This window comes from Nocardia sp. NPDC005998, assembly GCF_040614395.1.
In the GTDB taxonomy this organism is placed as follows: Bacteria; Actinomycetota; Actinomycetes; order Mycobacteriales; family Mycobacteriaceae; genus Nocardia.
In genome coordinates this window covers 54,684-77,533 of record NZ_JBEXUI010000027.1, presented here as the reverse complement: position 1 = coordinate 77,533, position 22,850 = coordinate 54,684, and the positions used below count along the sequence as shown (strand labels likewise).

The 22,850-nt window shown below is 66.8% G+C and carries 15 protein-coding genes and 1 tRNA gene; 8 read left to right on the top strand and 8 right to left on the bottom strand.

Annotated elements, in window-relative coordinates; translation table 11 throughout:
- Window positions 1-102: 102 nt before the first annotated feature.
- Window positions 103-1,437: a helix-turn-helix domain-containing protein gene (locus ABZ293_RS29050; protein WP_355185774.1), complete on the bottom strand. Its 1,335-nt coding sequence runs from the start codon at window positions 1,435-1,437 to the stop codon at window positions 103-105.
- 11 nt (window positions 1,438-1,448) lie between these two features.
- On the bottom strand, window positions 1,449-4,268 hold the full coding sequence (aceE, locus tag ABZ293_RS29045) for a pyruvate dehydrogenase (acetyl-transferring), homodimeric type (RefSeq protein WP_355185842.1): 2,820 nt from the start codon (window positions 4,266-4,268) through the stop codon (window positions 1,449-1,451).
- Window positions 4,269-4,565: 297 nt separating this feature from the next.
- On the opposite strand from aceE, the gene ABZ293_RS29040 reads away from it, so the two are divergent.
- The 5 genes from ABZ293_RS29040 (at window position 4,566) to ABZ293_RS29020 (ending at window position 6,926) form a co-directional block, all read left to right on the top strand.
- Window positions 4,566-5,123, top strand: a complete 558-nt coding sequence (locus ABZ293_RS29040) for a hypothetical protein (protein ID WP_355185772.1) — start codon at window positions 4,566-4,568, stop codon at window positions 5,121-5,123.
- Between the two features lie 158 nt (window positions 5,124-5,281).
- Entirely contained in the window at window positions 5,282-5,704 is a 423-nt protein-coding gene (locus ABZ293_RS29035) for a DUF3052 domain-containing protein (RefSeq protein WP_040688342.1), read from the top strand.
- Between the two features lie 71 nt (window positions 5,705-5,775).
- A complete protein-coding gene (locus ABZ293_RS29030) occupies window positions 5,776-6,255 on the top strand; it encodes a peroxiredoxin (RefSeq protein ID WP_355185770.1) in 480 nt (159 codons plus the stop codon).
- A gap of 32 nt (window positions 6,256-6,287) precedes the next feature.
- Window positions 6,288-6,359: transfer RNA gene (locus tag ABZ293_RS29025), tRNA-Val, on the top strand.
- A gap of 45 nt (window positions 6,360-6,404) precedes the next feature.
- The gene (locus ABZ293_RS29020) at window positions 6,405-6,926 is read left to right on the top strand and encodes a hypothetical protein (protein WP_355185768.1); all 522 of its coding nucleotides are present in this window, start codon (window positions 6,405-6,407) and stop codon (window positions 6,924-6,926) included.
- A gap of 40 nt (window positions 6,927-6,966) precedes the next feature.
- On the opposite strand, the gene ABZ293_RS29015 is transcribed toward ABZ293_RS29020, so the two are convergent.
- The gene (locus tag ABZ293_RS29015) at window positions 6,967-8,046 is read right to left on the bottom strand and encodes an alpha/beta hydrolase fold domain-containing protein (protein ID WP_355185766.1); all 1,080 of its coding nucleotides are present in this window, start codon (window positions 8,044-8,046) and stop codon (window positions 6,967-6,969) included.
- A 118-nt stretch (window positions 8,047-8,164) separates the two neighbouring features.
- Between ABZ293_RS29015 and ABZ293_RS29010 the strand changes: the two genes are divergently transcribed.
- Entirely contained in the window at window positions 8,165-8,818 is a 654-nt protein-coding gene (locus ABZ293_RS29010; RefSeq protein WP_355185764.1) for a TetR/AcrR family transcriptional regulator, read from the top strand.
- Window positions 8,819-8,856: 38 nt separating this feature from the next.
- Here ABZ293_RS29010 and ABZ293_RS29005 read toward each other — a convergent pair whose 3' ends face one another.
- Both ABZ293_RS29005 and ABZ293_RS29000 read right to left on the bottom strand, forming a co-directional pair.
- Window positions 8,857-10,650: a serine/threonine-protein kinase PknD gene (locus ABZ293_RS29005; RefSeq protein WP_355185762.1), complete on the bottom strand. Its 1,794-nt coding sequence runs from the start codon at window positions 10,648-10,650 to the stop codon at window positions 8,857-8,859.
- A gap of 402 nt (window positions 10,651-11,052) precedes the next feature.
- Window positions 11,053-13,074 (bottom strand): hypothetical protein, encoded by a 2,022-nt coding sequence (locus ABZ293_RS29000; protein WP_355185760.1) that lies wholly within the window; start codon window positions 13,072-13,074, stop codon window positions 11,053-11,055.
- 830 nt (window positions 13,075-13,904) lie between these two features.
- On the opposite strand from ABZ293_RS29000, the gene ABZ293_RS28995 reads away from it, so the two are divergent.
- A complete protein-coding gene (locus tag ABZ293_RS28995; RefSeq protein ID WP_355185758.1) occupies window positions 13,905-14,126 on the top strand; it encodes a hypothetical protein in 222 nt (73 codons plus the stop codon).
- A gap of 30 nt (window positions 14,127-14,156) precedes the next feature.
- Here the strand turns inward: ABZ293_RS28995 and ABZ293_RS28990 are convergent, their stop codons facing one another.
- From ABZ293_RS28990 to ABZ293_RS28980, 3 genes are all read right to left on the bottom strand, one after another.
- Window positions 14,157-15,620: a wax ester/triacylglycerol synthase family O-acyltransferase gene (locus ABZ293_RS28990; protein WP_355185756.1), complete on the bottom strand. Its 1,464-nt coding sequence runs from the start codon at window positions 15,618-15,620 to the stop codon at window positions 14,157-14,159.
- 24 nt (window positions 15,621-15,644) lie between these two features.
- Window positions 15,645-16,034 (bottom strand): hypothetical protein, encoded by a 390-nt coding sequence (locus tag ABZ293_RS28985; protein WP_355185754.1) that lies wholly within the window; start codon window positions 16,032-16,034, stop codon window positions 15,645-15,647.
- A gap of 381 nt (window positions 16,035-16,415) precedes the next feature.
- Window positions 16,416-18,635: an MMPL family transporter gene (locus ABZ293_RS28980; protein ID WP_355185752.1), complete on the bottom strand. Its 2,220-nt coding sequence runs from the start codon at window positions 18,633-18,635 to the stop codon at window positions 16,416-16,418.
- Window positions 18,636-19,321: 686 nt separating this feature from the next.
- Here ABZ293_RS28980 and ABZ293_RS28975 point away from each other — a divergent pair.
- On the top strand, window positions 19,322-22,747 hold the full coding sequence (locus ABZ293_RS28975; RefSeq protein ID WP_355185750.1) for a protein kinase: 3,426 nt from the start codon (window positions 19,322-19,324) through the stop codon (window positions 22,745-22,747).
- Window positions 22,748-22,850: the final 103 nt, after the last annotated feature.

The window sequence follows — 22,850 nt, the reverse complement described above, 5'->3', positions numbered from 1 at the left end:
GCCGCACGAGATGTCGACGCGAATGAACCTTTTTGCTCGCTTTTGTGGGGGTCCCACAAAATCCCATGTGGCGTGTCCCGATCGACCGGTTCGCCGAATCCGTTACAGCCCTTCGTTACCCGCCGAGTATTGAGTGACTTCTGGGACAGGTGTTGACGGTTCGTTACGAGTTCGTGTCAAACGACCCACTGTTGCAGCGATCCGGAGTACGTACGCATCCCTCGGATTCATCGGATCGCGGCCCGTGATCTCAGCTATCCGTTTGAGGCGATAGCGGACCGTATTTGGATGAACGTACAGCTGCCTGGCACACGTCTCGACAGCGCCGCCGCCGTCCAGATAGGCCTCGAGTGTGTCCGCCAGCGAGGAACCCGCGGCGGCCAACGGAAGGACAAGATACTCGTTCAACGCGTCGATCGCAGCTCGATCGCCCAGCAGTGCGCGCTCGGGCAGCAATTCCGCCGCGTGCACCGGTCGCGGGGCCCCGCGCCAGCCGACCACCGCCTCCATTCCGGCCAGCGCCTCCACCGCGCTGGCATGCGCCGCGCCGAGAGTCCGCATGGTCGGGCCGATCACCACCGGACCGTCGGAGAACACCTCGGCCAGCAGATCCGTGAGAAATGGTGAGGCATAAGAGGTATCGCCGAGATTTCCGCTGACCACCATGACCAGTCGCGAGCCCTGGACGACGGCCAGCGCCGCGCGGCCATGCCGCGCGGCGATGGTGTGCACCGAACCGACCATCGATACGCCCTGATCCCCCGGCGGGGTGCCGACCAGCACCGTCGCCGGTGCGGTGGCGTCCCAGTTCAATGTCGCGGCCCGCGAGAGCATGTCCGGACCGGAATCGCCGCGCACCACGGCATCGACGACGAGCGCCTCCAGTCGGGTATCCCACGCGCCACGCGATTCCGCGGCGCTCGCGTACACCGAGGCGGCCGCGAAGCCGAGCTCACGCCCGTACCGCAGCACCGCCTCGGTGAGCGCGACCAGCTGCCGGTCATTGCGCGCGAGCGCGGGCAGCCATTGTTCGAAGAACTCCATGGCCACGCGGACCATATCCACGGTCTGGCGCAGCGTCAGCCGCCGCGCCAGATCCTGCGGAATCACTTGGAAGGCATCCAGGCTGAACCGGATATCGCTTTCCGGGTCCTGCAGCCACTCCAGGAAGTTCACCACCGCGGTCTGCACCAGCATCTGCACGCCAGCGCGCTGTGCGGCGTCCAGATCGGCGAAGAACGGCAACCGATCCTGCATGGACCCGACCGCCTCGGTGGAGAGGCGTCCGGAGAACTGCTTCACGCGTTTGAGCAGCGTGTCCGGAAGCGGGTCACGGGTTTGCCGGTTCGGTGAGAGTGCGCCCGTCGGCAGATACACCTCGTGCTCGGAGGAGCCTTCGGAGATCCGACGCGGCCGCGGCGGTTTACGTTCCACCATCCAATCGTCCGCTATGCGAGTTCATCTTCGGTGCCGGGAGCCGACTTCGGCGCGGCGTCGACATCATCGATGCGGTACTTGACCGCGGCCTCGGTGGCCTTCGCGGGATCGATCTTGCCGGTCCGTGCCAGTGCGGCCAGCGCGGCGACCACGATCGATTGCGCATCGACGTTGTAGACCCGGCGCGCGGCGGGACGGGTGTCGGAGAAACCGAAACCGTCCGTGCCGAGCGTGGTGAAGTCGCCGGGAACCCACTTGCGGACCTGGTCCGGCACCGCACGCATCCAGTCCGTCGCGGCCACGTACGGACCATCGACCCGGGCCAGTGCCTGGGTGACATACGGGACCCCGGCGTCGGTGCCCGGACTGCGCAGCTGGGCGATCTCCTTGTCGAGGGCCTCCTTGCGAAGCTCACCCCACGAGGTCACCGACCAGACATCGGCCTGCACACCCCAGTCCTCGGCGAGCAGCGCCTGGGCCCGCACGCCGTCGGGCACCGTGACGCCCGAGACCAGGATCTGCGCGCGCACACTGCCCTCGCCGCCGCGCTTGTACAGGTAGATGCCCTTGAGCAGTCCGGCGATATCGAGATCGTCGGGCTCGGCGGGCTGTACATACGGCTCGTTGTAGAGGGTGATGTAGTAGAAGATGTCCTCGCCGCCGAACTCGCCCGCGGACCCGTGCGGATGCGTACCGGGCAGTGCGCCGGGGCCGGGCTGCGGGGTGCCGCCGCCGTACATCCGGCGCAGGCCGTCCCGCACGATGTGCGCGATCTCGAAGGAGAACGCGGGATCGTAGGTGACCACGGCCGGATTGGTGGAGGCGAGCAGCAGCGAGTGGCCGTCGTTGTGCTGCAGACCCTCACCGGTCAGCGTGGTTCGCCCGGCGGTTGCGCCGAGTACGAAACCGCGCGCCAATTGATCCGCGGCAGCCCACAATCCATCGCCGGTGCGCTGGAAACCGAACATCGAGTAGAAGATGTACAGCGGGATCATCGGCTCGCCGTGGGTGGCGTAGGAGGTGCCTGCCGCGGTGAACGACGCGGTCGAACCGGCCTCGTTGATGCCCTCGTGCAGAATCTGCCCGACAGCACTCTCTTTGTAGGCAAGCATCAATTCCGCGTCGACGGAGGTGTACAACTGCCCGTTGCGGTTGTAGATCTTCAACGAAGGGAACCACGAGTCCATACCGAAGGTGCGAGCCTCGTCCGGAATGATCGGCACGATCCGCTTGCCGATCTCCTTGTCCCGCAACAGCTCCTTCATGAGCCGAACCAGGGCCATGGTGGTGGCCACGTTCTGCTTGCCGGAACCCTTGCGCACCGACCGGTACGCCTCGTCGCCCGGCAGTTGCAGCGGCTTAGCCGCCGCGCGCCGTTCGGGCAGGAACCCGCCGAGCGCCTTGCGGCGATCGAGCATGTACTGGATCTCACGCGCCTGCATACCCGGGTGGTAGTACGGGGGCAGATACGGATCCTTCTCCAGTTCGGCGTCGGAGATCGGAATCCGCTGCAGGTCACGGAAGTCCTTGAGGTCCTGCAGGGTCAGCTTCTTCATCTGATGCGTGGCATTGCGGCCCTCGAAATGCTTGCCGAGGGTGTAGCCCTTGATGGTCTTGGCCAGGATCACCGTCGGCTGACCCTTGTGCGCCATCGCGGCCGCGTAGGCGGCGTAGACCTTGCGGTAGTCGTGACCGCCGCGCTTGAGGTTCCAGATGTCCTGATCCGAGAGGTCCTGCACCAGCGCCTTGGTCCGCGGGTCACGGCCGAAGAAGTGGTCACGGACATAGGCGCCGTCATTGGCCTTGTAGGTCTGGTAATCGCCGTCGGGGGTGCTGTTCATCAGATTCACCAGCGCGCCGTCGCGGTCGGCGCCGAGCAGCGCGTCCCACTCGCGACCCCAGATGACCTTGATGACGTTCCAACCCGCGCCGCGGAAGAACGACTCCAGCTCCTGGATGATCTTGCCGTTGCCGCGCACCGGCCCGTCGAGACGCTGCAGGTTGCAGTTGATGACGAAGGTGAGATTGTCCAGCCCCTCGTTCGCCGCCACCTGGATCAGGCCGCGCGACTCCGGCTCGTCCATTTCGCCGTCGCCGAGGAAGGCCCAGACGTGCTGATCGGAGGTGTCCTTGATGCCGCGGTCGTGCAGGTAGTGGTTGAACCGCGCCTGGTAGATGGCATTCATCGGGCCCAGGCCCATGGACACCGTCGGGAACTCCCAAAAGTCGTTCAGCAGCCGCGGATGCGGGTACGACGGCAGGCCGTGCCCCGGACCGCCGTGGCTGTACTCCTGCCGGAAGCCGTCCATCCGGTCGGTGCTCAACCGGCCCTCGAGGAACGCGCGGGCATAGATGCCCGGCGAGGCGTGCCCCTGGATGAAGATCGAATCGCCACCACCGGAGTGGTCCTTGCCGCGGAAGAAGTGGTTGAAGCCGACCTCGTAGAGCGCCGCCGAGGACGCGTAGGTCGAGATGTGACCGCCGACACCGATTCCGGGACGTTGCGCCCGATGCACCATGATCGCCGCATTCCAGCGAATCCAGGCCCGGAAGCGTCGCTCCACCTCCTCGTCGCCGGGGAACCACGGCTCGTTCTCGGTGGGAATGGTGTTGACGTAGTCGGTGGAGGTCAGGGATGGAATGGCGACCCTACGCTCACCGGCGCGTTCCAACAGCCGGAGCATGAGGTAACGCGCGCGGCCCGGACCCTCCCGGTCGAGCATGTCATCGAACGATTCGAGCCATTCGGAGGTTTCCTCCGGGTCGATGTCCGGTAGGTAGGACGCCACCCCTTCGCGGATCACCCGCACCCGCCCGCCGGTCGGCGGCACGTGCGATCCGTTCGGATCGCCGGGCGCGGAGTTGTCACCAGCGGATTTCGCTGGTGCGGAAGAGTGGATCAGGTCGGTCAAATCTGCTCCTCGTACAGGGGTGAACAAGCTGATGGGCGTCTGTTTCCCCGGATGGGCACGCTTGGTTGGCGGACCACCCGTCTACGTTAGGTTCGGGCGCACCTCCATCCTTGCGGAAGATGTGGCCCAGGTCATCATGTCAGGGGCATCTACAGTACGGTTCCGCAGGGAACGTGAGTCGAGTACCGCCGACGATAAAGAGGAGCCGGGAGGACGATGAAGGTGCTGGACCCACGCGGGTTCGGAGCGGTGTGCGCGGCAGCGGCAGTCGTGATCGGCCTTACCGTCGCCGGCTGTGCGAAACACGTTGACGGCGTTGCCAATCCGAATGCCTCGGAACTAGCCGCCTACAAGACCGAGGCGGCCTCGTCCTCCGCGGCGGCCACCTCCTCGCGCAAGGCCGCGGCACAGGCACAGGCGATCAGCGACAACTGTGGTCAATTCCCCACGACTACAGGCGTCGGGGTCTCCAAGTACAACGATTTCGTAGATGCCCACGATGCGAACGCGCCGGACTACAACGCCAAGCGCGATACCGCCGCCAAGACGCTCGAGGACGCCGCAACCAAGGTCGAGACCGGCGTGAACAACGCCAACGGCGCGCTACCGGCCGACCTGCAGGCGAAATTCACCGAATACGTCGCCGCCGCCCGGCAGCTGGCCGCCGAAACCCGCAAAATGACCTACACCGCGCCGGTCGGCGCGCTCAACGACGCCAGCAAACGGGTCAACGACGCACGCAACGCGGTCAAGGACGCATGCCCGAAACGCTGATTCATCCCACGAACCGAGTGCGGGTGGCGATAATCGGTCGATGACACGATGTTGTCATGCGACATTCCGTGGGTATTTCCTCCGATCAGCTTGCGCTCGAGGCGATAACCATGTTCGCTTGCAACTAACTATTGTCTGGAGTTGAGGAGGACACCACCGTGGTCGCCGCGGCGGACGCGCAGAATTACGCTCAGAAGCTTGGCATTACACACGGCATGGTTGTCCAGGAGCTGGGCTGGGACGAGGACACCGACGACGACCTGCGAGCCGACGTCGAAGAGGCCAGCGGCGGGGAGATGGTCGACGAAGACTCCGATGAGGTCGTCGACGCCGTACTGCTGTGGTGGCGTGAAGGCGACGGCGATCTGGCGGATGAGCTGATGGAAGTCATCAGCCCGCTGGCCGACGAAGGCTTCATCTGGGTGCTCACCCCCAAGACCGGGCAACCTGGTCATGTCGATCCGAGCGATATCGCCGAAGCGGCGCCCACCGCGGGTCTGACGCAAACGTCGGCGATCAGCCTCGGTGCCTGGTCCGGCAGCCGCCTCGTGCAGCCCAAGGCACCCTCGAAACAGCGCTGACCGCTTCGCTATGGTTTCGCCGGGCGGTGTTCCCACCGCCCGGCGCAGCCCGACACGATGGAGGATCAGTGATGCCACTCGAGGTTGGCCCGCTGGAAATCGGCACTGTCGCGCCGGATTTCACGCTCAGGGACCAGAACAACCAGTACGTCACGCTCTCGGACTACCGCGGCAAGAAGAACGTGCTGCTCGTGTTCTATCCGCTCGCCTTCACCGGGATCTGCCAGGGCGAGCTGTGCAAGGTGCGCGATGAGCTGCCCAAGTTCCAGAACGACGATGCGGAGATACTCGCCATCTCGGTCGGCCCGCCGCCCACCCACAAGATCTGGGCCGCCGAGCAGGGCTACATCTTCCCGCTGCTGTCCGACTTCTGGCCGCACGGCGCCGTCGCCCAGTCCTACGGCGTCTTCAACGAGAAGTCCGGCTACCCCAACCGCGGCACCTTCGTCGTAGACCGCGGCGGCGCAATCCGTTTCGCCGAAATGAACGGCCCCGGCGAGCCCCGTGACCAGGCGGCTTGGGAGAAAGCGCTCGCCGCGCTAGAGTCCTAGACCGGCCCGTCGGTAACCCACCGACGGATCCCGGGCGTATAGCTCAGTGGTAGAGCTCTGGTTTTACACACCAGCGGTCGGGGGTTCGAACCCCTCTGCGCCCACCGAAGAACCAGGAGGTCACGGCCCTATTCTTGGCCGTCCCTGACATGGTTCTGATCACCGACGTTCGACGGCTCGCATCGAGTCGGGCTGCGCCTATCAACCGAGCCTCGACGTTCATTGATCTCGCACCCTCTGGTGCGCCCGCATCGGCTGCGCGGGGTGTGCTGCATCTGCGGGCGGCGATTCTGGCCGCACGGATCGGCGATACCGAGCTTGCCGACAGTCATCCGTCGGCCGCTGTCGAACAGATCAGGCCGGGGCAGGAGCGCGCGAATTACTACGGCACCAAGTTCGGCGCGGCCAACGTCGGGATTCACCGGGTTGCCGTACCTGTCGAATTGTCCGATGGCACAACGGCTGTCACGCGGACGGCCACGATTCGCCTGCCACGTGGCACCGCGCCAAGCCGTAGCGGGCACTATTGGATCGACCTGTCGCGGGCGTGGCTGCTGCACGGGGATCATCGTCACGCGCTCGATTCGCTGCATGAAGCGCGCCGCATCGCGCCTCAGTTGACGCGCTATCACCCGCAGGTACGCGAGACGGTTTACGCGCTGCTGGACTAGAAAGACGTTCGCGCACAAGCCAACACAGTTCGGTTCGGCTTTACACACCAGTGGTCGGTAGGTCGGCCGGACCGTAGCTGCCGGTCATACTCATGCAGCCGAGGCCGAGCCGGGAGACCGCAGGGCCCGGGGGGGTGCACTGCGTCGTTCCTCCGTCACTCTGTGTCAGGGCCGCGCGCAGGAACTCGAGGATCTCCGCCTGGGCGACCCCGGCCTGCGGTTCCACGCCGGACAGGGTGAGGAACGCGTGCCGCGCTCCTGGGTATTCGGTGAGCCACACGGACGTCCCGGCCGCCCGCAGTCGCTCGGCGTAGCGGCGGCCGTGATCGGCGACTGCGTCCCGGGTCGGCACCACGACCAGCGCGGGGGCGAGCCCGCTCAGGTCGTCCGCGTACAGCGGCGAGAATGCGCGGGCGTCGGTTCCCGGCGGGACGGCGAGCCGCTGTAAGAGCCGCAGTACCGGAACGGCGCGGGTCGGGCTGTATGCGTACTCGGAGATAGAGGGATAGTCATACATCGTCTCGGTCACCTCGACTACGGGGTTGACCAGCACCTGCGCGACGAGCCGCAGGCCGATCGCCCGGGCCCGGATCGCGGTCAGGGCGCTGATCAGCGCGCCGCAACTCTCGCCGAAGACGGCCGTGCGCGCCGGGTCGACGCCCCACTGCGCAGCGTGTTGCACCACGTGCTCGAGCACGTCCCAGCCGTCGTCGGCGGCGTTCGCGAGTGGGCTGTCCGGGGCGACGAGGCGGTGCTCGACCGAGACGACGAGCGCGGGCAGGTGGGCGGCGAGGTGGCTGTTGGTCCAGTCACATTGCGCCGCTGTGCCCACGTAACCGCCTCCGTGCACATGGACCACGAGTGGCAGGTCGGTTCGGGTGTCGGCCGCGCCGTCGCCCGTCGACGCCGGCCGGTACACCCGGACCGGAAGGTCGCGGCCCGGCAGCGCTAATTCCTGCCACTCGATCGCGGCCCCGGCGTCCGGCTCCCCGATGATCGGCCACGCCGCGCTGGAGGCCCGCCAGCGATTCTCCGCGTCGCGGTAGGCGATCAGTTCCTCGGTTGTTATCGCCGAGAACTCCGGCTCCGGTGGCCGCTGCACAGCAGTGGTCTCGCTCATGTCTGCATCTCTCCTTCTCCCGGCCAGGCCTCTCAGCCAGCATGTGCGCTTAGCGTTGCACGCACTGCGTGCAACGGCAAGTGCATAGGTTAGGCTGAGCCTGGACGAGAGGGGCGAGATGGCAGGCCGAAGGCGTTGGTCGACCGAAGAAATCCTGGACACGGCGGCGGAGCTGCTGCGCACGAGCAACGCCGAGTCATTCAGCGTGCGCAAGCTTGCCGCGGCGCTCGGGACCGACTCTTCCAGCCTCTACCGGCACTTCCGCAACAAGACCGAGCTGCTGCGCGCGGTCGTGGACCGGATCCTGGCGGCCGCGATGGACGGCTACCGCCCTGGGGGCGACTGGAAGCAGCGCATCACCGCAACAGCCCTGCGCGTGCGAGAGGCCTTCGGTCAGCACCCCCAACTCGCCGCAATCTGGGGACGCTACGGCTCCGGCGGCACCGGTTCCCGGCTGGTCATGGAGGAGGTGCTACAGGCCTTGCGGGCCTCGGGCCTGCCCGATGAGGAGATTCCGCGCCACTACCACCGGATCGTGATTCTCCTCGCCGCGCTGATTGCCTCCGAGGCCGGCATCGGCACCCTCACCCCCGGCGAGTACGAACAGGGCATGGAGCAGTTCCGTGTCGCAGTCCTGGGCGCCGACCCCGACCGCTTCCCCGCCCTGGCCCACTTCGCCCGCGAGATCCGCCCCCTCGGGGCCGACCGGAGCGCCGCATTCGAAGAGATCCTCACCGCCCACCTCGCCCGGATCGAGGCCATAACTCCCTGACGCGACTTGCGGCCGACGTGGATGAAACAGTCCAGGGGTCAGCCGGCCTGGAGTTTGACCACCGGATCTTGGCCGAGGTCGGTGATGTATACGTCGCCCGCCGCATCGACCGCCACACCCTGGGGGTTCTTCAGGCCGGTGAACGGCAGCGGGGTCGGCGTCGACGCGCCCGGCGCCAACATCACCACCCATTTGTTACCCCAGTCGACGACGTACACGTCTCCCGCCGGGTCGACCGCCAAACCCTGGGGATCTTTGAGCCCGGTGAACGGCAACACGGTCGGTGCCGGCGCGCCCGCCGCCAACCTCGTCACATGCTCGCTACCCAATTCGGTGACGTATACGTCGCCCGCCGGGTCGACCGCCACACCATCGGGACCTTGGAGCCCCGTCAACGGCAGCGTCGTCGGCGCCGCCGCGTCCGCCGCCAATTTCAGCACCCGATCATTGCCCCGGTCGGCGACGTATATGGCTCCCGCCCCGTCGACCGCCACGCCATGGGGATCCTTCAGGCCGGTGAACGGCAGCGGGGTCGGCGTCGACGCGCCCGCCGCCAATTTCAGCACCCGATCGTTACTCGTGTCGCTGACGTATACGTTGCCCGCGGTGTCGACCGCCACATCCTGGGGGTTCTTCAGGCCGGTGAACGGCAGCGGGGTCGGCGTCGACGCGCCGGCCGCCAATTTCAGCACCCGATCGCTAGCCATGTCGGTGACGTATACATTGCCCGCGGTGTCGACCGCCACACCGGTGGGCAGGCTGACGCTGGTAAACGGCAGTGCAATCTGTGACGAGTAGCCCGGGGCGATAGGTTTGGGCGAGTTGCCACCGCCGCCTGGTTCCCGTTGGACGCCGATGACGAAGGCTATGGTGGCCGCCACCGTCACCGCGACTGCAGCGGCGAGCAGCCCGGCGGTCCTGGGCGACAATCTGATTCGCCGCCCATGGCGCGCAGCCATGCCCCCGGTGGTGTCGACCGCGGAATCGCCCATCGCGGCCGAGGCCGCCGCGGCCAGCTCGCGCACGGTCTGGTAACGATCGCCGGGGTTTTTGGCCATTCCCTTGGCGATGACCGCATCGAACGCAGCCGGTACCTCGGGTGTAGTGGTGCTGGGACGCGGGGGCGGGGTGTGCAGGTGATGGGCGAGCACACCCTGCATCCCCAACGTGCTCGCAAACGGCGGGTGGCCGGTCAGGCACTCGTGCAGCACGCACGTCAACGCGTAGACGTCCACTCGGGCATCGGCCTTGACCTCCGCGGCGATCTCCTCCGGCGCCATGTAGGCGACGGTGCCGATGGTCTCGCCGGTCGAGGTCAGCGTACGGTCGTCGGCGGCGTGGGCGATCCCGAAGTCGATCAGGTAGGCGAACTCATCGGCCCCCAGCAGGATGTTGGTGGGTTTGACATCGCGGTGGACCAGCCCGGCGTCGTGGGCCGCCTGCAGCGCGCCGGCCACCTGCGCGATGATCGCCACTGCCCGCCGCGGCGACAGGGCTCCTTCTCGCGTGATCACCTTGCGCAGGTCGGTGCCCTCGATCAAGCGCATATTCAGATAGAGCCGACCATCGATATCGCCGAAGTCGTGGATGGGGATCACATGCGGCTCGGTCAACTGCGCGACCGCGCGGCACTCCCGGCGGAACCGTTCGCGTAGCTGCTCGTCATCGGCGAAGCGCTCGGGCAACAGCTTGAGCGCCACCACTCGGTTGGTCAGCGAATCCTGCGCCCGCCACACCTGGCCCATGCCGCCCTGCCCCAGCAGCGACAGCAGCCGATAGCGGCCGAACGCCTGCGCTGGCACCCAAGTGGCGTCCCCGCCACCCGTTGACATGTCATCCATTGTGCCGTCCCGTGACCACCCGACTGGCAAATGATGTACTTGCTTGCATTCCAACCCCCGCTCGCGAGCGGGTAGCCCCACACTAGTTGATTTAGCCAGGCCAGACAGTTGCGAGTCGGCGCTATCGTCGGCGCGCGAATTTCCAGCCATGCTCGTCCCGGCAAGTACGCGGCCGGGCACTGACCCGCTAGCGGTGCGAGTGCGCGGATCGTGCCCAGAAATCCGCCAACAAACCTGTCGCAAGTTCGGCGTCGCAGCATAAGCTCTCGCCGACGACACGGAATCCGCCAACCTCGAGCGCCTGAAGAAGCACTACGGCGGCCACCCATACACGACTCATCCCCTTCGTGTGGTCACCACTCTGCCGCCGATGGCGTCCGGGTGCCGGGACGATCACGGCGGGGCGATGGCGAGGTAGGCCGTGCTCCACAGCTGGGCGGCATCAGATTCGGTCACGTCGGCGGTTTCCGCGCCGAAGGCCACCGGCTGGTAGGCGCCGTCGCGGTAGATCCAGCTCCACAGTTCCGAATTCCGCATGGGCGCGACGGCATCGATCGTCTGCCACAGGGCTTTTCGCGCGACGATCAGCTGATCACGAACGGCGCCGGGCAGGTCCGTCCGGGCGAGCTGGCGGTTCAGACCCGCGGCGAAGGCGGCCTGCACCCAGGACCAGGCTACGGTCCCGTGGTAGTCATGTGCGGTGAACCGCTGCCGCACATCGGGATCGGCGAAGACCGGGTTCGCGACGAGCACGCCCGCACCGGTCGTCAGGCCCAGCGGAAACGGCGCGGCCATGATCGCGATCTCGCGCGCGAGCGCCTCGGGCGCGGGTGCGCCGAACAGCAGGTCGAAGACCTCGTCCGAATGCACGACGGGGATCGGCCCGCCGTCGGCGTCCAGGGCAATGGCGTTGAAAGAGAAGGGATTCGAGCCGAGCGCGGCGAGCGCGTCGTCGGGCCGGACGCCGACCTCGGTGGCATAGGCCGTGGCGGCACGGGCGGCGTCGGCAGTGCCCATGGTCACCGAGAACAGACGGGCCGCCGTGGAGCGCCAGATCGTCGCGTCGGCGGCGGCCTGGGCCAACGCCGCCCGGTCCGCGGCGCCGAGTGCGGGATCGAGCAGCCCGCTTCCGGCCAAGCGTGCGGCAGCCTCGAGCGCGGCGGGCACGAGTATGCAGTTCACGTCGTACGGGTACCACCCGCCCGCGAGGCCGTCGGCGCTGTCGCGCCACTGTCCCGCCGCCTGGCCGGGCGGCAGCCCGATCAGATTGGCGTACCGCGGATCCCGCGCGAACGCGCCCGCCGTCGCCACGACGCGTCGCAGGTTCCCGACCAGATCGGTCGCGCGACGGGGATCGGCTCGGAAGTAGTCGCGGGCTTGCGCCGAACCGGCACGGTCGTCGAGCAGATAGGCGGCGATCACCGGTGCCAGCAGATAGGTCTCATCGATCATTGCGTAGTCGTAGATCGGTGCGGCACTGGCGGTCCCGTCCTGGCGGCGATGCTGGAGGATGGCGTGTTCCGATACCGACTCCTCATGGGCGACCCGACCGTCCGGGCTCAGCCGGGTCAGGACCGAATCCAGTCCGGCGTCCACTGCCGCGGGTGCGAGCACGGGCATGAGCAGCATTAGCGAGATGAGGGTGTCCCGGCCGAAGTAGGTGTCGAAATGCCATGAGCCGGCGAGGAACTTCTCCCGGTAGCCCAGGTACGCGAGCGTGTTCTCCGCGGAGCCGAGACGGCGCTGCGTGCCGTTGAGCAGATCGTTCCCCGGCAAGGGCGTCAGTGGTGTGTCACCGGTCAGCGAGGAGATCCGCAGGCCGATGCGACCGTCGGCACCCGCAGCCAGGGCCGTGCCGCCCGGTCGCACACTGCCGTCGGTCACGGTGATGGTCAGGCGGTAGCCGGGCGCGCCGTCGAGGCGGTCTCGCGCCCAGCCGAGCGTATTGCCCGAAACGGTAGGTGCGACAAGGACTTCCGGCGCAACCGTGCCGTACTGATCGAAATCGCGCAGCACCCGGACACTGGACAGGATCGCCTGGTTCAGTACCAGTTCCGGCGCCGCGATGGTGGCCTCGAACGCGATACCGTACAGCGGCCGCCCGCGAGAATCGCTCTCCCGGCGCGGCTGCGGCGCACCGGTGACGGTCCAGGCGGCCGGGGCGGACAGGGGCGCGAACCATACTCCGACGCCGCTGTCACCGGCCGGGAAGGCCACCACCATCCGCGGGTCCCGGCCCGAGCGCAACACCAGATGCGCCGCGACCGGCCCCTCCCGGACGAATTCGTTGCTGTTCAGGCCCTCGGCAACCGTAAACCGAAGCCCTGCGAACCCCGATTCCCGCGCGCATCCGGTCCCGATCGCCAGCACCAGCGCGGTCCCTGTGGCCAGCACACCCCTGCCGATGCTCGTCATGATCCCATCATGGCCGGACGGCCCATCGTTCCCCGGACATCTCCGACCGCGCGCCGCTCGGACAATCGCTCGTCCGGTAGGACGCCCGCGTGCTCCCGGACGGCCTCGTCACGAGTGGGGAAGCATCGAAGTCCGGGCTACTCGGGCAAGCGCCCCACCTGCGGAGGGATCGGATCCCTGCCGGCAGGTCCGCGACACTGCCCCGGCTCGCGGGGAAGTCCCGGTCGCCCGGCTGTCGGGCGCATTCATCGCGGGCGATCTTATGAATCCGGGTACGTGGCGTGGTGCGACTCCGCGGCCGATCCGGACACCCGTCCGACGCGACCGGACCCGAAGAAGCTTCGATCGAGCAGGCCATCCGCTATGTCGAACCGATCATTGGAAATTTTCCCCTGCGGAATAAAGAATTATCTTCAGAATTATAGAGAACCGTACGCATAATCTTCACACTAACTCCCGACAGAGTGCGGCGGGTCACCGTCACCTGACCGCCGAGAACGAGGAGTGCAGATGAAGATCGGAATCCGTCCGAGTCTGTGGCCGAGGCACACGGATACGCCACGCGTACCGAAGCAGTCGCCTAGCAGCACCTAATCGTCATCGGCTCCCGGCCGGCCGCTTCTATGAGGGGAGCGGCCGACCTGGGTGGCCCGTGATCGGACCTGCCCACCCGTCCGCCACGGCATCCGTGCGCGGCAGCAGCGACGCAGGACTCGCAGCCCCCATATCCGGCGGCCTCGTACGGCGGCGACCGCTGTCGCGCCGCACACAAGTAGGACTCATCCGGAAATGTCGACTGGTCATTGCGTTGCCCGAGGAAACGATAAGCCGTGAATTCCGAACAATGGACTCCGCCGGAAGGTGATCTGCACCTGCGGATCTGGCTGGCCGGTAGGGGCTTGGACTACACCGCCACCGCTGCGGCAGCACGCAATTTGGTCCACGATTGGAAAAGAAAGCGCTGGTGCACAATCGAATTGATGCACAAAGCCGTCGAGAACCGTCGGCTGCTGCCGCGCCTGCCGTGCGAACGATTGTTCCTCGGACCATGATCAACGTCAGCACAGCGGCGCCGGGATCGATCACCGCGGTGACCGACGCGATGTAGCCGGCGCGTTGGGCGTCGGTACCGGCTCCGTGGCACCGGCCCGACCGCCGGTCTCAGACCCCAGGACCGGTTGCGCGAGGTCGTCGAGGGCACTGCGCACCCCGCGGGCGAACACCTCCACGTCCGGGCAGCTGTCCTGGTCAGCGGCGGCAGTGAGGTTGAGCTGGCCGGCGTACGACAGGGCGGCAACGACGAGAGTCAGGTTGCCCATGGGCGGCAGTAGGGGGAACACCTCCAGCAGCGGCGCGCCGGCGAGATACAGCCGCATCGGCGGACCCGGGACGTTGCTCACGACCAGGTTCACTGACCGCTGCCGCGGAAACAGCCGGTACCAGATGCGCTGGCCGACAACGAATCTGAAGATCCCGCTGCCCGCCTCGGGGCGAGCCCTGTGCTTCCGTGCGCTTGTCTCTGCGGCGATCAACGTGAGCCGGCGCAGCGGGTCCGGTTCACCGACCGGCAGCGGCACCATCATCCATCCGGGCGTATTGCCTTGCGCTTCGCCGGGCCGCGCTTCGTGGTGCGAGATGGTCACCATCGCGCGCTGGACGAGCCCTTGGACATCCTCGCCACGGCTTGCGAGCAGCTGGCGCAGGCCGCCGGCAACCGCGGTCAGCACCACGTCATTGACCGTGGCGTGATGGACATGGGCGACATGTTTCACGGGGTCGAGGCGGCCGCGGACGATGGTCAGTCGGCGCTCGGGGCCTACGGGGCGGTTGAGGCTGGTTCGTGGGGCCGGCTTTTCGGTGAGCACCTCCCGCCAGGCCGGTAACGCGCGGCGCGCCAGGCGCAGTGTTCTGGTCGGATGGACCAGGCCCGACCACCCGAGCCCTAGTTCCCGTCGGCGGCGGCGCAGGTTGTCGCGGAGCAGTTCACCGGTGGACGGGGTGGGTGCTGGCGTCCATGGCGGTGCACCCTCGACCGGCGCGTCAGCGGTCCGGTCGAGCAGCGCCCCGAAGGCGGCCATCGCGGCGGGGCCGTCGGCGAGGACGTGATGCAGCTTCAAGAACGCACCGACCCGGTGGTCCGGCAGACCGGGCAGCAGCCACAGCTCCCACCGCGGCCGGGCGGGATCGAACGGTCGCCGGGCCAGCTGCTGGCATGTCCGCAACAACTGGTCCTGGTCGCCGGGCGCGGCAAGCGCATGGACGTGGATGTGCTCAGCGAGGTCGAAGGAGGGCGCGTCGATCCACAGTGGCCAGCCCAGCCCGAGGCGAGGCCGGTACAGCAGCTGCCTGAAGCGAGGCACCAAGTGCATTCTCGGCTCGAGGTGTCGCCGGACCGCGTCGAGTCGGACGCCGCCGTCCTCGTCGAGCAGGCTTGTCCCGTCGAGGATGGCGAGCCCGCCGATGTCGGTGGACCAGCCGTAGTCGTCCCAGAGCAGCAGGAACAGGTCCGAAGCGGTCACCCGTTCCAGCAGACGGATCTCGGCCACGACCTCACATCCCTTCCTGGTGGCCTAGACAGCCGCCGCGGTTCCGAGGCCTTGGAGGAACGAGTAAACAGCGATTCCTCCGGCGTGCTTGTATGCGAGTTCCCTGAGCTCCTGGGAGACCTCGCCGAAGGCGGTCATGCGGTGGTCGTAGGCGTACTTCTCGAAGAGGATCGCCCGCGCGTCCATGACATGTGCGTTGTGCTCGATCAGCCCTTGTCCGCCCGGGTACACCTCGTGGACCTCGCATTCGCTTCCGTCCTCGCTGATGAACCAGTCGAAGCGAAGGGTCTGCGTGTCCTTCTCTTGGGTCAGCCGCATGATCTCGGCCGCCAGAGCCTTGAACCCTTCCAGCTGACCTGGACGAATCTTCATGTGTGCGTGCAGTTCCAGATGTCCCATAACTCCTCCCGTCATCGACATCGGGTGCGGTCGTTCTGACCGAGCAAGACCGGGTGTGCCGAAACGAACACCCACTCATCGGCGAGCGCATCGTCCTCCTCGAGGTAGCCGACGAAGCGGTGGGCGTTATCCGAGAGCGCGGCCAGTGGGCGCTTGCTTGTTCTTCACATCGTTGTCTTCGGGACCACCTCGCGGCAGGGCCGAAGGTCCACCCCGCACCGGGCCGACCGGCCCGACTGCCGGGGTCCGATTCGCCACCCGTTGATCGGTACCGCGCCCAGCAACGCCAATGTCAGCACGGAGCTGTCCTATGTCGGCGCCGATACCCGCCGATGGCCCGGTCACGATCGCGGTGGTATTCGGGATCGCCGCATCGTCGCCGTTGGCGAACGAGCGTCATGACGGTTCGGTAATGCCCTGTGGCACTTCGGCTTCGGTGTCGTGGGCGAATCGGCGTTCGAGTTCGGCACCCTCGATATCGAGGTCGGGGATGTAGCGGGCGAACCAGCGCGGGTGGTACCACATCCGGTTGCCGATCAGGGCCATGACCGCGGGCACCAAGGTCAGCCGGACGATGAAGGCATCGAACAGCACGCCGATCGCCAGGGTGAATGCCAGCGGTTTGACGATCGGATTGTCGGTGGTGGTGAACGCGACGAACACTCCGAACATGATCAACGCGGCGGCGGTGACGACGCGCGCGGAGTGCGCGACGCCGTTCTGCACCGAGGCGACCGCATCGGCGGTGCGGGTGTATTCCTCCTTGATCCGCGAGACGACGAAGATCTGATAGTCGCTGGACAGGCCGAAGATGATGGCCAGGGTGATGATCGGCAGGAAGCTCAGCGTCTGCGCCTTGTTGACATCGAAAAGACTTGCGCCCCAGCCCCATTGGAATACCGCCACCTGCGCACCGAGGGCGGCGAACACCGAGAGGATGAAGCCGACGATCGAGGTCAGCGGGACGAGAATCGTACGGAAGGCGATGGTGAGCAAGAGCAGCGCCAGACCCACCACGACCGCGAGGAAGATGGGCAGTGCCCCGGCCAGCCGCTTCGAGGTGTCGATATTGGCCGCCGTGGTACCACCGACCAGATACGTTGCGCCGGTGCCGCTTTCGATGCGGTCACGGTCGTCACGCAACCGGTTCACCAGATCGGTCGTCGCGGAGTCGTTGGGGCCGGTCTTGGGAACGACCTGGATCAGCACCAACCCGTTCCCAGAGGCCGCGGGCTGTACGGCGGCGACGTCGGGTTCCTGCTGGAGCCGGCCGATCAGCGTTTGCGCGGCGTCCGAGCCGGTGGCCTTGGACAGGTCGGTGACCACCAGCAGGGGTCCGTTGAAACCGGGGCCGAAGGACCGGCTGACCAGGTCATAGGCCTTGCGGGCGGTGCTCTTCTCCGGCTGGGTGGCACCGCTGGGCAGCCCGAGGTCCATGCGGGTGGCCGGAATGGCCGCGGCGACGAGAATCGCTATGCCGAGGACCAGCAACGGGATACGGTATCGGGTGACGAAACGTCCCCAGGCATGCCCGGCCGTGCGCTCGGGCTCGTAGGCGGCAATGCGCGCCACCTCCTCCGCCTTGCCCGGATGCAGCGGCGGTGAGATGAACCTCGCGACGGTGTCACCGGCGAAGCTCAGCAGCGCGGGCAGCAGCGTCAATGCGACGAGCATGGCCACCAGCACCGTGCCGGCGGCCGTCAGACCCATGACGGTGAGGAACGGTATGCCCGCCACCGTCAGCCCGCACAGCGCAATGATGACCGTTATCGCCGCGAACACCACCGAACTGCCCGCTGTCCCGACCGCCAGCGGAATCGCCTCCGACGCAGCCATTCCCAGCACGATGTGATGCCGATGCCGCGACAGGATGAACAGCGCGTAATCGATGCCACAGGACAGACCGAGCATCAGGGCCAGCGATGTCGCGGCCGACGGCACGTCGACGAAGGCGGCCACTCCCAGAATCCCGGTGAGCCCGATACCGACACCCACCAACGCCGTAATGATGGGCAACCCCGCGGCGACCACCGCACCGAAGGTGATCAGCAGGATGACGAATGCCGCGACAATGCCGAGAAGCTCCGGGGTGTGCGGGATCTCGGCCGTGAAGCCCGGATACACCGCACCGGAGAACTGCACGTCGAGACCGGCCTCGCGCGCGGGGGCCGCGAGGCGCTCCACCTCGTCTAGGGTGTCCCCGCCGACCTCACCGGCCGACACCGAGAATTGCACGGTGCCCAGTGCGACACGCTGATCCGGCGACACCGCCTTGGCCTGGAACGGGTCGACGACCACAGCGACCTGCGGGAGTCCCTGCAACCCGGTCATCATCTGTTCGATCTCGGTCCGCACCTGCTGGTCGGTCACCTTGGCCAGACCGGGCGTAGCGAACACGACTTGCATCTGCGCACCACTGAACGTCGGCATCCGCTGCCGCAGCAATGACACGGCATCCTGCGACTCGGTACCGGGAACCGTGAAATTGTCGTTCGTCTTCCCGCCGGTTCCCGCAGCGAAACAGATCGCGCCGACCAATAGCACGATCCACACCGCCAGCACCCACCAGCGGCGACGCACAACCACCCGACCAAGCGCGAACAGATACCGAGACACGCGGGTCCTCTCCTCGAGACACCAACGGACACAGCAACGGAGCGAGCACGCACTACGTCGGTACGATAACACGTAATATGATGATTTCCTCATAAACGCAGAAATGGTCAGCAACTCAGCTGCAACAGTGTGCCGAACAGGGCTGGCACGACGCCATCGGGGCCTTCGTCGACACCTTTCGCCAACCACCGTTCGGCCGCCTCCACTGGCGCCGCGGCGCTGTACGCCAGCGCCGCGATCCGAGAACTGTGGTCTCAGGTGAGTCGAGGACGCGGAGGCTCGAGTTGCCGGAGCTGCAAACCCCCGGGCGTGACGGTGGACCGGTACGGCGGAGGCGCACCGGTGCCCGCTTGTCAGCGGATACAGTGACCCACCGCCGCGCCGGCGCGCGCCGATAGCTGCTGATCACACCGTCCCGAAAGCTGCCGCCACGATCGCGATACCGGCCTTCGCCGTCTCCCGCCTGCGGACCAAGCCACATTTAGTCCGCAAGTCCTTGCAACACAGTGGTTCTCGCATGAGACGCCGCGGCAACCGTGATGGTCGCTATGATCGGATTGTCGGGGCCAATGTTCTGCCTCGTGAGGTGATCGTATGGTTTGCTACCTCCGCAGCCGGTGCGAAGCCACGCGGCGACTCCCGCCGATGCCGAATCACCGGAATTCGGCATGGTGAGGCAATAGGCCATGCCGGAATTCGACCCCACCACAACCCAGCGTGACCTGCAGGTCGGTCTCGCTGCCGAGCTGGCCGCGGCCGGATTCTTCGACGCGGAGGAGATCGGGCGGGGCGGTTTCGGCGTCGTCTACCGCTGCTTCGAACGATCGCTGGACCGCGCCGTGGCGGTGAAGGTCCTCACCGCGGAATTCCGCGGTGAGGACCGGGAACGGTTCGTCCGCGAACAGCATGCGCTGGGGCGGTTGTCGGGGCATCCGAACATCGTGCAGATCCTGCAGGCCGGTATCACCGCGACCGGTCGGCCCTATATCGTCATGCCGTTCCACTCCCGAGGTTCGCTGGAGAACCGGCTACGCACGACCGGACCGATACCGTGGGACGAGGTGCTGTCCATCGGTGAACGCATCGCCGGGGCGCTGGCCGCCGCGCATGCCGAGGGAACCATCCACCGCGATGTGAAACCCGCCAATATCCTGGTCACCGACTACGACGAACCGCAACTGGCCGACTTCGGCCTCGCCCGCATCGGCGGCGGCTTCGAGACGACGACTGGACACATCACCGGCACACCCGCATTCACCGCACCCGAGGTGCTGGGTGGTGCGCAACCGAGCCCGGCTTCGGATATCTACAGTCTCGGCGCGACGCTGTTCTGCCTGTTGACCGGGCACGCGGCCTTCGAACGCCGGACCGGCGAGAGCGTAATGGCGCAATTCGTGCGCATGACGACCGAGCCGATCCCGGATCTGACGGGGACAGCGATTCCGGCCGATGCCATCGCCGCCATCGAAGCGGCCATGGCGATCGATCCGGCGGCCCGCCCGGAATCCGCTGCCGCTTACCAGCATCTATTGCGGGACGCACTGCGCGATCAGGTTCCGGCCGCCGGTCCCGCCCGCGCGGTCCGCGCCGAACCGGCCGCACCGCAGTACGTTCTACCCCAACCGGTAGGACCTGCGGTCCCACCGGCCGCGCTGACCAAATTCCGGCCACCGACGCCGCCGCGCGCGCTCGTGGGCCGTCCCCGGTTGCTGAGCATGCTGCGTGCAGGCCAGCAGCGTCGGCTGACCGTGATCCACGCACCGGCCGGATTCGGAAAGAGCACCTTGGCCGCTCAATGGGCGAGCACCCTGGAATCCGAGGGGGTCCAGGTCGCCTGGCTCACCATCGATGGCGATGACAACAATGCCGTCTGGTTTCTAGCGCATCTGGTCGAGGCGATCCGCCGGATCCGACCGACGCTCGGCCGTGAACTGAACCAGATCCTGGAGGAACGCGCGACCGACGCCACCCGCTATGTGATCACCGCGTTGATCAACGAAATCCACTCCAGCGGGGAAACATTCGCGGTGGTCATCGATGACTGGCACCAGGTCACCAATCGCAGTGCGCTCGCGGCAATGGAATTCCTGCTCGACAATGCCTGCCACCATCTGCGCCTCATCGTCACCAGCCGAAGCCCGGCCGGACTCCCGATCAGCCGGATGCGCGTGCGCGACGAACTCGTCGAAGTCGATTCCGAAGATCTGCGCTTCGACGATGCGGAGACCAGTTCCTTCCTCCTCGATGTCAATCAGCTGCCACTGACCGCGGCCGATATGACGCAGCTGCGCGAATCGACCGCGGGCTGGGCGGCCGCGCTGCAACTCGCGTCGATGTCATTGCGCGGCAAGGAAAATCCCGCCGAATACATCGGACGGCTGTCCGGGCACGGCTACGCCATCAGCGAATACGTCGCGGCGAATGTGCTGGACACAGTGGACCCCGCCCTGCTCGACTTCCTGGTGTCCACCTCGGTGACCGATACCATCTGCGGCGACCTCGCCAACACACTCGCCGACGTGACATATGGACAGGAAATGCTCGAGGAGGCCGAGCATCTGGACCTGTTCCTGCGTCGCGTCGATGACGAGTCGGAATGGTTCCGATTCGACCGGCTCTTCGCGGATCTGATGCGGCACCGGCTCGCTCGTCAGGACCCGACGCGGCTGCGGCGGCTGCACGCGGCCGCATCGACCTGGTTCGCGGACCACAGGATGTTGCACGAAGCGGTCGACCACGCCTTGGCCGCGAACGACGCTCCCGGCGCGGCGCGCATTATCGAGGAACACGGATTGGAGCTGCTGGAACGGTCGAAGATGGCGACACTGCTCGGACTGGTTGCGAAGCTGCCACCGGCCTATGCGAATACGAACCCGCGGCTGCAGCTGCTGGTGGCCTGGTCCGATGTGACGCTGCAACGCCTCCAGCCCGCCCGCACCGCACTGGATATGGTCGAGGCGATGCTGGATTCGGGCATGCGGGACGAGACCGACACCGCCGATATGCGGGCCGAGGTTGCCCTGATCCGCGCCACATCGGGATTGTTCGCCGACGACTTCGAGTGCCTGCCGGAGCTGGTCCAGCAGCGCCTGCAGCAAGACGCTTCGGTGGGGGCGATCGACTCGTTCTATGCCATGATCGGCGCCAACGTCGCGTCCATGTGCGCGCTGTACAACTTCGATTTCGACGAGGCGCGCCGGTGGCAGCGGTGGGCCGCGCCGTATCACCCGAAGCGCAAGGGCCCCTTCGGCATCGTATACGGCTACTGTCTTTCCGGTCTGGCGGCGAGTGAACAGCTCGATATCGCGGCGGCCGAATCCGAGCTGCGCACCGGGCTCGCCCTGGCGCAGACGCTCGGAATGCACTCCTACGGCGCCCAGCTGGCTTCGGCTCTGCTCGGCGCGATTCGATACGACGTCGGCGATATCGCCGAGGCCGAGGCGCTGCTCGACGACAGTGCCGCGCTGGGACCGGAATTCGCACTCGTTGACATCATGATGGCCACCTACGCCATCGGGGCGCGAGTCAAATCACTGCGCGGAGATATGGACGCAGCCGAGGCCCGACTGACCGAGGGGGCCGAGATCGCGAAGAACCTCGCACTGCCCCGGCTCGCCGCGCGGATCGTGAACGAACGCGTGCGCATCGGGCTGCCCATCGATCCACCGGACCGTGACGTGCTGGTCCAGCTGCCGCCGTATCGCCGCCTGCCGAATACCTTGCACACGCTTACCGCGGAATTCCAGCAGGACAGTGCGATTCGGCTATTGCTCGGCGCGCACTCCCCCGCCGCAACCGAGCAGGCCTGCACACGCGCCGAGGCTCTGGTGCGCGAAATCGCCACCGACAACCGGCCCCGTGACGTTACGACAGCCGAACTCCTCTGGGCGGCATGCCTTTCCGAGGCGGGACGGATGGACGACGCGATCGCCGCCGCGGCCCCGGCGCTTGCGCGCTGCGCCGAGCACGGACTGATCCGCTTCGTGGCCGACGAGGGCCGACCACTGCGCCGCATCCTGGAAGCCTTGTGCGCGGACCCCGTGGTGGCCCCCGATATCCCGCGTCCGTTCCTCCGCAAAGCCCTATCGGGGTACGAGGTAGAACGCCCCTGATCACGGAGGCCGATCTCAGCGGCTCGAACGCCGCCATGTCACCCGGTAGGTGTAATACTCCGGAATATCAGCTATAGATCGGTCCCTGGCGTAGTAGCACGAG

Coding starts and splice junctions, on each gene's coding strand:
- ABZ293_RS29050 (WP_355185774.1), bottom strand. CDS start 1,437: ATGGTGGAACGTAAACCGCCGCGGCCGCGTCGGATCTCCGAAGGCTCC.
- ABZ293_RS29040 (WP_355185772.1), top strand. CDS start 4,566: ATGAAGGTGCTGGACCCACGCGGGTTCGGAGCGGTGTGCGCGGCAGCG.
- ABZ293_RS29030 (WP_355185770.1), top strand. CDS start 5,776: ATGCCACTCGAGGTTGGCCCGCTGGAAATCGGCACTGTCGCGCCGGAT.
- ABZ293_RS29020 (WP_355185768.1), top strand. CDS start 6,405: ATGGTTCTGATCACCGACGTTCGACGGCTCGCATCGAGTCGGGCTGCG.
- ABZ293_RS29015 (WP_355185766.1), bottom strand. CDS start 8,046: ATGAGCGAGACCACTGCTGTGCAGCGGCCACCGGAGCCGGAGTTCTCG.
- ABZ293_RS29010 (WP_355185764.1), top strand. CDS start 8,165: ATGGCAGGCCGAAGGCGTTGGTCGACCGAAGAAATCCTGGACACGGCG.
- ABZ293_RS29005 (WP_355185762.1), bottom strand. CDS start 10,650: ATGTCAACGGGTGGCGGGGACGCCACTTGGGTGCCAGCGCAGGCGTTC.
- ABZ293_RS29000 (WP_355185760.1), bottom strand. CDS start 13,074: ATGACGAGCATCGGCAGGGGTGTGCTGGCCACAGGGACCGCGCTGGTG.
- ABZ293_RS28985 (WP_355185754.1), bottom strand. CDS start 16,034: ATGACGGGAGGAGTTATGGGACATCTGGAACTGCACGCACACATGAAG.
- ABZ293_RS28975 (WP_355185750.1), top strand. CDS start 19,322: ATGCCGGAATTCGACCCCACCACAACCCAGCGTGACCTGCAGGTCGGT.